The 7,637-nt window shown below is 46.3% G+C and carries 7 protein-coding genes; 5 read left to right on the top strand and 2 right to left on the bottom strand.

The genetic code is table 11. The features are described from left to right. The coding region (locus tag QZL69_RS01260) for a hypothetical protein (RefSeq protein WP_291517756.1) at window positions 1-187 on the top strand (187 nt) is incomplete at its 5' end. Here the strand turns inward: QZL69_RS01260 and QZL69_RS01255 are convergent. Next, the gene (locus tag QZL69_RS01255; protein WP_022213414.1) at window positions 165-1,523 is read right to left on the bottom strand and encodes a M20 family metallopeptidase; all 1,359 of its coding nucleotides are present in this window, start codon (window positions 1,521-1,523) and stop codon (window positions 165-167) included. The two genes, QZL69_RS01260 and QZL69_RS01255, sit on opposite strands and share 23 nt — an antisense overlap. Before the next feature lie 68 nt (window positions 1,524-1,591). Continuing rightward, the gene (locus QZL69_RS01250) at window positions 1,592-2,476 is read right to left on the bottom strand and encodes a 4Fe-4S binding protein (protein WP_022213413.1); all 885 of its coding nucleotides are present in this window, start codon (window positions 2,474-2,476) and stop codon (window positions 1,592-1,594) included. A gap of 122 nt (window positions 2,477-2,598) precedes the next feature. Between QZL69_RS01250 and QZL69_RS01245 the strand changes: the two genes are divergently transcribed. The 4 genes from QZL69_RS01245 to QZL69_RS01230 all read left to right on the top strand — a co-directional run bounded on the left by QZL69_RS01245 (window position 2,599) and on the right by QZL69_RS01230 (window position 7,361). Further along, window positions 2,599-3,510, top strand: a complete 912-nt coding sequence (locus QZL69_RS01245; protein WP_022213412.1) for a LysR family transcriptional regulator — start codon at window positions 2,599-2,601, stop codon at window positions 3,508-3,510. Between the two features lie 37 nt (window positions 3,511-3,547). Then, window positions 3,548-4,516: an RluA family pseudouridine synthase gene (locus tag QZL69_RS01240; protein ID WP_022213411.1), complete on the top strand. Its 969-nt coding sequence runs from the start codon at window positions 3,548-3,550 to the stop codon at window positions 4,514-4,516. A 96-nt stretch (window positions 4,517-4,612) separates the two neighbouring features. Beyond that, complete coding sequence (locus tag QZL69_RS01235; protein WP_022213410.1) at window positions 4,613-5,962, top strand: MATE family efflux transporter; 1,350 nt, start codon at window positions 4,613-4,615, stop codon at window positions 5,960-5,962. A 64-nt stretch (window positions 5,963-6,026) separates the two neighbouring features. Beyond that, window positions 6,027-7,361 (top strand): MATE family efflux transporter, encoded by a 1,335-nt coding sequence (locus QZL69_RS01230; RefSeq protein ID WP_022213409.1) that lies wholly within the window; start codon window positions 6,027-6,029, stop codon window positions 7,359-7,361. Window positions 7,362-7,637 lie beyond the last annotated feature (276 nt).

The following is a 7,637-nucleotide window of genomic DNA, read 5'->3' as shown; positions in this document are numbered from 1 at the left end:
GGCGATTACCGTGACCGGACTTACACCGGCTAGTGTGGTTCAGCTTCGCTGGACACACTACAACAAAAAGGACATGGCAAACTTCACCATGTCCTCATTTGAGTCAAGCGGATATTCGCACTCCGCTTTGCTACTTGCTTATAACCAAATAGCAGTTGATCTGGTTAGATTGCAAGAAGATTCTTGATCGCTTCCATATAGATAAGCACAGCTTCTTCCATTCCAGATACAAGAATAAACTCATCTGCGCCGTGGATACGGTAGTCGATCCCCGGCATTTCCGGTCCGAATGCGATGATGTTTTTGAGTGATTTCGCGTAAGTTCCACCGCCGATCACCATCGGTTTGTTCTCCGTATCGCCTGTAACATCTACGTATGCCTTGTACAGAGCATTTACAAGAGGGGATTCTCTCGGGAAAAACAGTGCATCACCGATCATATGAACCTCGATGCGTCCGTTCTCATCTTCCAGTCTGTCAGCACACATCTTGCGGACTTCGTCTGCTTTGAGAGTAACCGGTACACGAATATCAATCGTACTGGAGATCACTCCATCTTCTGTCTTGACGATTCCATTGCACAGAGTCAGCTCACCAAATTCATCTGCAAACTTAAGTCCAAGACCGGAGCCATCACAGGCTGTACCGATATGTTCATTGTAGAATTTCACAAAGTCATCTTCGAATCCTGCTTTGGCAAGGCATTCAAATGTCACACCTGCCGCATTGACACCAAGAGTCGGTGTGCTAGCATGCGCAGGAACTCCCTTTGCATAAATGCTGATCTCGCCGTTCTCTTCTGTCACTTTGTATTCCTGAAGTTTGGTTTCTGCAAAAGCTGCTTCCAGTTTGTCCTTCAGTCCGGTTTCTGCCGGAACGACTGTATTGCAGGTATCACACACAGCATTGGAAACAAAACCTCCGTTCATGGAAATGATCCTGATATTCTTAGAATGTGCTGTCATCATTACCATGCCCTTCTCACCGTGGATGCACGGGAAGTTTGCGTCTGGTGTGAATCCGCAGGATACTTCTTCTGCAACTTCATTGTAATGCTCCATGCATTTGGAACCTGTCTCCTCATTGCAGCCCATGATCAGACGAACTCTCTTGTTGAGTTTCACTCCGGAATCACGGAGAAGCTTCATTGCGTAAAGAGCTTCCAGAACCGGTCCCTTGTCATCTGTGGTTCCACGTCCGTAAACATGGTCACCTTCTCTGGTAAGTTTGAACGGATCATAAGTCCAGTCACCGCCGACCGGAACGATATCAAGATGTCCTGCAATACCGACGATTTCTTCGCCTTCGCCCATCTCAGCATAGCCGCAGTAATTGTCCAGGTTTACGGTCTTGAATCCGAGTTCATCGGCAATCTTGAGTGCTTCCTCAAGTACCTTTGCAGGGCCTTCGCCAAAAGGCATTCCCTCTGCCGGAGTCCCAAGCTGTGAATCGATCGCAACCAGTCTTCCGAGATTTGTCAGCATTTCGTCTGTTAATCCATGAATCTGTTCTTTTATTTCCATAATCATTGCCTCCAGTTTGTATTAGCTTTCGCTGAAATTTCCTCTTCCCCTATCCTAACAGATATTGGTCAGGCAAGCAACTCTTTCTCCACATTTTCGAAACCAATCCGCTCAATTGTTTCTGCAAAACGTTCTCCTTTGATTCCGTTATCTCTGAAGAAAAGGATTGCTTTCTCGATAACGTCAAGTGCCTCTTCTTTGGACGTAAAAATCCTGCCAAGCGCTCTTCCCTTTGATACCTTTTTGCCCCAGCGTCCGCCGATGTAGATCTTGTATCCATAAGTGCCGTCCTCGATCGTGTGGAACGGGCATTTTCCTACGCAGCGTCCACAGTGTCTGCACGCTTCTTTGTCGATCTGGATCTTTCCATCAATGACCTTTGCAACTTTGTTTGGACACGCGGCTTCAATCGCACATTTTTTGCAGCCTTTGCAGACATCTGTGTTGACTTCCGGGATCCTCTGTCCGATAATCCCGACATCATTCAAATTCGGTTTGACACAGTTGTTCGGACAGCCGCCTACTGCGATCTTGAATTTATGCGGCAGTGCGACATCGCTGTATCCTTCATAAAAACGTTTGTAGATTTCCTCGGAGATCGCATAGGAATCCAGAAGTCCATACTGGCAGGTTGTTCCCTTGCAGGATACCACCGGACGGACTTTTGCTCCCGTTCCTCCTGTCACCAGTCCTTCTTTTGCGATGAACTGCTGGAATTCTTCAATCTTATCATAAGGGATTCCCTGGATCTCTACGGAAAGTCTCGTTGTATACAGTAGATTTCCATTGCCAAATTTTTCGGCTGCTTCTGCCATACAGCGGTGCTGTGCTGCGGTTACTTTTCCATTTATCGTAAGGACCCGTGCCGAAAACAGATCGGTTCCTCTGTTGTTCAGAAATCCCATTCCTTTGACTCTTTTTTCATCTTCTTTGCTGACTGTTAATGCTGACATCTCTATACCTCATTCCATGTTTTTTTCATTTATAATTCATAATATACCACTTGAGTATGTATTTGAAAAATGATATTATTTTATAGAAATGATAGGTATTTTCTATACTAGGAGAATGTAAAATGACGATACGACATCTGACCATTTTTGTTGCAGTAGCTGACCAGGGCTCTATGAGTGCAGCTGCCGCTCATCTGTATTTATCGCAGCCTACCGTAAGCCAGGCGATCCGCGAGCTGGAAAAGCATTACAACGGGCTTCTTTTTGAACGCCTCGGCAAAAAGCTTTACCTCACAGAACGCGGAAATCTGCTTCTGCCGCAGGCGCGCAGTCTGATCCGCCAGTTCCAGCAGCTTGAAGAACTGATGCTCAACCAGGGACAGTCCTCCACATTGAAACTCGGTTCCACGATCACGATCGGAACGTGCCTGACTCCTTTTCTGATCCCGAAACTACAGAAAATCTGCCCGGATGTCAGGGTCCATTCTTATGTGAGTAATACCAAGGACATTGAACAGAAGCTCCTTCGTTCTGAACTGGATGCCGGAATCGTTGAAGGCGAGATTCTTTCTCCTGACCTTACCGTTCTCCCGATCATAGATGACTGCCTGGTGCTTGCCGCAGGTAAAGATCATCCTTTTTATCAGAAAAGCTGTATCCAGGTACAGGATCTCGCCGGAGAATCTTTTGCCATGCGCGAGCAGGGAAGCGGAACCCGGCAACTTTTTGAAGACTATGCAGCGAGGCATCAGATTTCTGTTCAGACAGTCTGGGAGGCAAACAGTCCCCGTACACTCCTGAATGCGGTGCTTTATGACCGGGTGCTTTCTGTCATGTCTCTCCGGCTTATGAAACATGAGATCCAGCACAATACGATCCGGGTTTTTTATAACCAGAATGGCGAATGGAACCGCAAATTCAAGCTTGTCTATCACAAAAACAAGTTTCTGACCCCTGCGATCTATGAACTGGAAAAACTGCTCCACACGTACAAAAATATCAAACTCCCGACCAATATGGGAATATTGGAATAAAAATCCCAATCTCACTTATAATAAAGGAACGCTTCTTATGGAAAAATATATCAGCTTTACAGTCCCGTCTGATTCAGCCATTTCTACCGTCGGTCAGGTTCTTCGTGCTCAGGGACACCTGACAAAAAAGCAGATCAGCCGCGCCAAATTTCTTCCGGATGGCATTCAGAAAAATGGCATCCGCTGCCGGATCACAGAATTTGTCCTTCCCGGTGACGAAATCCAGGTCTGTCTGGAAACTGCGGAAACTGCTTCTGAACAGCTTGTTTCGGGCGATTTTTCTTCCCTTGAGATTCTGTATGAGGATCAGGATATTCTTGCGGTAAATAAACCGGCTGGCATGCTCACACATCCGTCCGGAGCACATTATGCGGACACACTTTCCAATCTGATAGCTGCTTATTTTCAAAACAAAAAGGCCTCCGTCCGTGTCCGCCCGATCGGACGGCTCGACAAAGAGACCTCTGGTATTATTCTGTTTGCCAAGAATCAGGTTGCGGCGCAGCGGCTTCAGGCACAGCGTGAAGAGCATGTTTTTCGTAAGGAATATCTTGCCGTTGTAGCTGGATATCTCCCAGAAGATCCTGCTGATCTCTGGCATACCATTTCTTTTCCTGTAAAAAAAGTATCTGACCACCCACTGCGGATGCAGGCTGTTCCTGCTCCTGACGATAATTGCAGTACTGATGCTTCTCTACTGCCCGCAGTTACGCATTACTGTACGCTTTACAGTACAGCAAACTGGTCACTGGTATCTCTCCGCCTGAATACGGGCCGCACGCATCAGATCCGTGTCCATATGAAAGCACTTGGGCATCCGCTTCTGGGCGATACTTTGTACTATGAGCAAAAGCTGGACAATTTTTCTGTACAGCCATCTTTTGCCCGCACTGCTCTCCATGCCTGGAAGGTATACTTCCGGCAGCCATTTGAAGGAAATGAGATCAGGTTGACCGGAACACTGCCGGAGGATTTCAGAGCGATCATACCTTATTTGCCGTTCTGAAAAATCATCTGTTCTTATAGTTGACAGTGTTGCCTGTTCGTGTGAAAATAGGACAGATGCAAGTGGATTTTATTTTTATGTATTGGAGGATTTTTTATGTCAGATCAGGTTCGTGATATGACGAAGGGTTCCCCGGCGAAGCTGATCCTGCTTTTTGCAGTGCCGCTGATGCTGGGGAATATTTTTCAGCAGTTATATACGATGGTGGATACGATCGTTGTCGGACAGGTTGCCGGGGTTCAGGCTCTGGCTGCCCTTGGTGCGGTGGAATGGATCATGTGGATGGTACTCGGCGTTTCTACCGGAGTTACGCAGGGGTTTTCTATTCTGATCTCGCAGCATTATGGTGCCCGGAAATGGAGTGACCTTAAGAAAGCAGTTGCACACAGTTATCTGCTTACAGCGGTCACTGCTGTTTCGCTTCTGATCGTCAGTCAGCTTGCTGCCAGATGGATCCTGGTTCTTTTGAATACACCGGATAATATTATTGGGATGTCGTTGATCTATCTCAGGATCGTTTTCTGCGGAATTCCGATCGTTGCCGCCTATAATATTTTTGCCTCCGTGCTGCGTGCTCTTGGCAACAGCCGAACGCCTCTGATCGCTATGCTCATTGCTTCTGTTATCAATGTGGTCCTGGATCTTGTTTTTGTTGCCGGGCTTCACTGGGGTGTAGCCGGTGCTGCTCTTGCTACGGTTACTGCTCAGGCTTTTTCTGCTCTGTACTGTTTCGTTGTGGTGAAAAAAATCGATATTGTACATACTTCCAGAAGTGATTTTGAACATGTGCCGGGACTGAACCGGAAACTACTTGGACTCGGCGCTCCGATCCTGTTTCAGGATGTGATCATTTCTGTTGGCGGTCTTGCTGTACAGTTTGTGATCAATGGATATGGATTTCTGTTTGTTGCCGGATTTACTGCAACGAATAAGCTTTATGGTGTTCTGGAGATGGCTGCGATCTCCTATGGATATGCAGTGGTTTCCTATGTTGGGCAGAATCTTGGTGCAGGTAAGATCGGGCGTATCAAAAAAGGTGTGCATGCCAGTGCTTTTCTTGCATTTCTGACTTCAGCATTTATCAGTATCATGATGTTTCTTTTTGGAAAAACACTGCTCTCTATGTTTATTTCCGGTGACCCGGCACAGACGGAACAGGTGCTTGCCATTGCATGGCATTATCTGTCCATTATGGCTTCCTGCCTCTGCATTTTGTATTTCCTGTATGTTTACCGTTCTGCGCTGCAAGGGCTTGGAAATACGATGATTCCTATGCTGAGTGGTGTTGTGGAATTTTTTGTCCGGGTTGGTGTTGCTCTGCTGCTTCCGAAACTTGTCGGACAGAATGGGATTTTTTATGCGGAGATTGCCGCATGGACGGGAGCGACGGTGCTTCTTGTCGTCAGTTATTATATCAGTATTCGTAAATTTAAAGCGGTGATGTAAAAAAGTTATTGACTCTACAACCATTGTAATGTTTAAAATCAGATGGAAAGGAGTCAATAATTTTATGGAAAAAAATCTTACTTCCGGCAGTGTTCTGAAAAATATCATTTATTTTTCACTGCCATATCTCTTATCTTATTTTCTACAGACTTTATATGGCATGGCTGATCTTTTTATCATTGGTCAGTTTGAGGGGGTCGCGAGTACTACTGCTGTCTCGATCGGCAGCCAGGTTATGCATATGATCACTGTTATGATCGTCGGCCTTGCCATGGGTTCTACGGTTACCATTGCACAGGCAATCGGTGCCAGGGACAAAAAAAGTGCTTCCAGGACGATTGGAAACACGGTTGCTTTGTTTATGGCTGTTGCTGTTGGGCTGATGGTGATCCTGCTTCTTCTTGTTCATCCAATTGTATCTGTGATGTCTACCCCTTTGGAAGCGGTAACTGGAACTGTGGCTTATCTTACGGTGTGTTTTATTGGGATTCCATGTATTACGGCGTATAACATTATCAGTTCGATTTTTCGTGGGATCGGGGATTCCAAAAGTCCGATGTATTTTATTGCAATTGCGTGTGTGGTGAATATCGGGCTGGATTATCTGTTTATGGGATATTTACACCTTGGTCCGGTTGGGGCTGCGCTTGGTACTACTTTGTCGCAGCTTGTGAGTGTGGTCATTGCACTGATCGTGATCATGAAAAAGGAAACCGGGATTTCTTTGTCGCGGAAGGATTTTCGTCCGGATTATAGATTTATGAAGAAAATTCTGAATATTGGCATTCCGGTTGCGCTGCAGGATGGATTTATCCAGGTTTCTTTTATTGTGATCACGGTTATTGCCAATCGACGTGGATTGGATACGGCGGCGGCTGTGGGGATCGTGGAGAAGATCATCAGCTTTTTGTTTTTGGTTCCTTCTTCTATGCTTTCTACGGTTTCTGCTCTTTGTGCACAGAATATTGGGGCGCGGAAGCATGAGCGTGCTTCGAGGACGCTTCGTTATGGGATTTTGATCGCGGCTGGATTTGGGGTGATCGTGGCTGTTGTGATACAGTTTGTTGCGGGACCTGTGGTGTCGTTGTTTACTTCGGATGCGACGGTTGTTGTGCTGGGAAGTCAGTATATCCGGGGATATATTTTTGATTGTATTTTTGCGGGGGTTCATTTTTGTTTTAGTGGGTATTTTTGTGCTTATGGAAGGTCGGGATTTTCTTTCCTGCATAATATCATGTCGATTCTCCTGGTGAGGATACCAGGGGTGTATCTGACTTCGTTGTGGTTTCCGGATACGTTGTTTCCGATGGGGATTGCGACGGCTTGTGGGTCGTTGTTGTCGGTGATTATTTGTTTTATTTTATTTAAATGGATGCTGGCGCATCCGGCGAAATCCTGAGGGGGAAGGTATCTCGGAGTCTGCGAAGGCCGAAGTTCCCCCTCAGACTCCCCCTTCTTGGCCACGCGGCTTTAGTGTGGGGACGGGCGTGCTTTGCGCCGCCCTGTGGGTTGGGGGAAATTAGAGGAAAAGGGGAAAAAGAGAATTAAAAAAAAGCTAGAGCGAATTTTGCTCTAGCTTCTTCTTTTCGTATATTCAAAACCACATACATGTTGACATTTCTGAATCAATTGACCATGCTTTTCTTGGTCAAGCCCTCACCCTATTAGTAGCAGT

It is taken from the genome of Blautia sp. CAG:237, from assembly GCF_000436615.1.
Taxonomy (GTDB): domain Bacteria; phylum Bacillota; class Clostridia; order Lachnospirales; family Lachnospiraceae; genus Blautia_A; species Blautia_A intestinihominis.
This window is presented reverse-complemented; position numbering and strand designations above follow the sequence as displayed.

Bases quoted from the DNA above. Each gene is read 5' to 3' on its own strand.
- QZL69_RS01235 (WP_022213410.1), top strand. From the start codon at position 4,613: ATGTCAGATCAGGTTCGTGATATGACGAAGGGTTCCCCGGCGAAGCTG.
- QZL69_RS01240 (WP_022213411.1), top strand. From the start codon at position 3,548: ATGGAAAAATATATCAGCTTTACAGTCCCGTCTGATTCAGCCATTTCT.
- QZL69_RS01255 (WP_022213414.1), bottom strand. From the start codon at position 1,523: ATGGAAATAAAAGAACAGATTCATGGATTAACAGACGAAATGCTGACA.
- QZL69_RS01230 (WP_022213409.1), top strand. From the start codon at position 6,027: ATGGAAAAAAATCTTACTTCCGGCAGTGTTCTGAAAAATATCATTTAT.
- QZL69_RS01250 (WP_022213413.1), bottom strand. From the start codon at position 2,476: ATGTCAGCATTAACAGTCAGCAAAGAAGATGAAAAAAGAGTCAAAGGA.
- QZL69_RS01245 (WP_022213412.1), top strand. From the start codon at position 2,599: ATGACGATACGACATCTGACCATTTTTGTTGCAGTAGCTGACCAGGGC.